1 protein-coding gene is annotated in these 489 nt (G+C 72.4%); it reads left to right on the top strand.

The features are described from left to right. On the top strand, nt 1-489 hold a 489-nt coding region (locus VT50_RS38160; protein WP_143645425.1), incomplete at both ends, for a beta-ketoacyl synthase N-terminal-like domain-containing protein.

The following is a 489-nucleotide window of genomic DNA, read 5'->3' as shown; positions in this document are numbered from 1 at the left end:
GGCCATGGACCCGCAGCAGCGGCTGCTGCTGGAAGTGTCATGGGAGTCGCTGGAGCGTGCGGGCATCGATCCGCTGTCGTTGCGGGGCAGCCGGACCGGGGTGTTCGTCGGGGCGAGCGGGCAGGACTACTCCGCGCGGGTCGCGACCGTCCCGACCAACCTCGACGGCTACCGGATCACGGGCACCGCGGGCAGCGTGCTCTCCGGCCGGCTGTCCTATGCGCTCAGTCTGGAAGGCCCGGCGGTCACCGTGGACACCGCCTGTTCCTCGTCGCTGGTCGCCCTGCACCTCGCCGGCAGTGCGCTGCGCAGGAAGGAATGCGAGCTCGCCCTCGTCGGCGGCGCCACCGTGATGGCCACACCGGGGGTGTTCCTCGAGTTCAGCCGCCAGCGCGGGCTGGCCGTCGACGGCCGGTGCAAGGCGTTCGCGGACGCCGCCGACGGCACAGGATGGAGCGAGGGCGTCGGCGTACTCGTGGTGGAGCGGCT

The organism is Streptomyces antioxidans (genome assembly GCF_000968685.2).
In the GTDB taxonomy this organism is placed as follows: domain Bacteria; phylum Actinomycetota; class Actinomycetes; order Streptomycetales; family Streptomycetaceae; genus Streptomyces; species Streptomyces antioxidans.
This window is presented reverse-complemented; position numbering and strand designations above follow the sequence as displayed.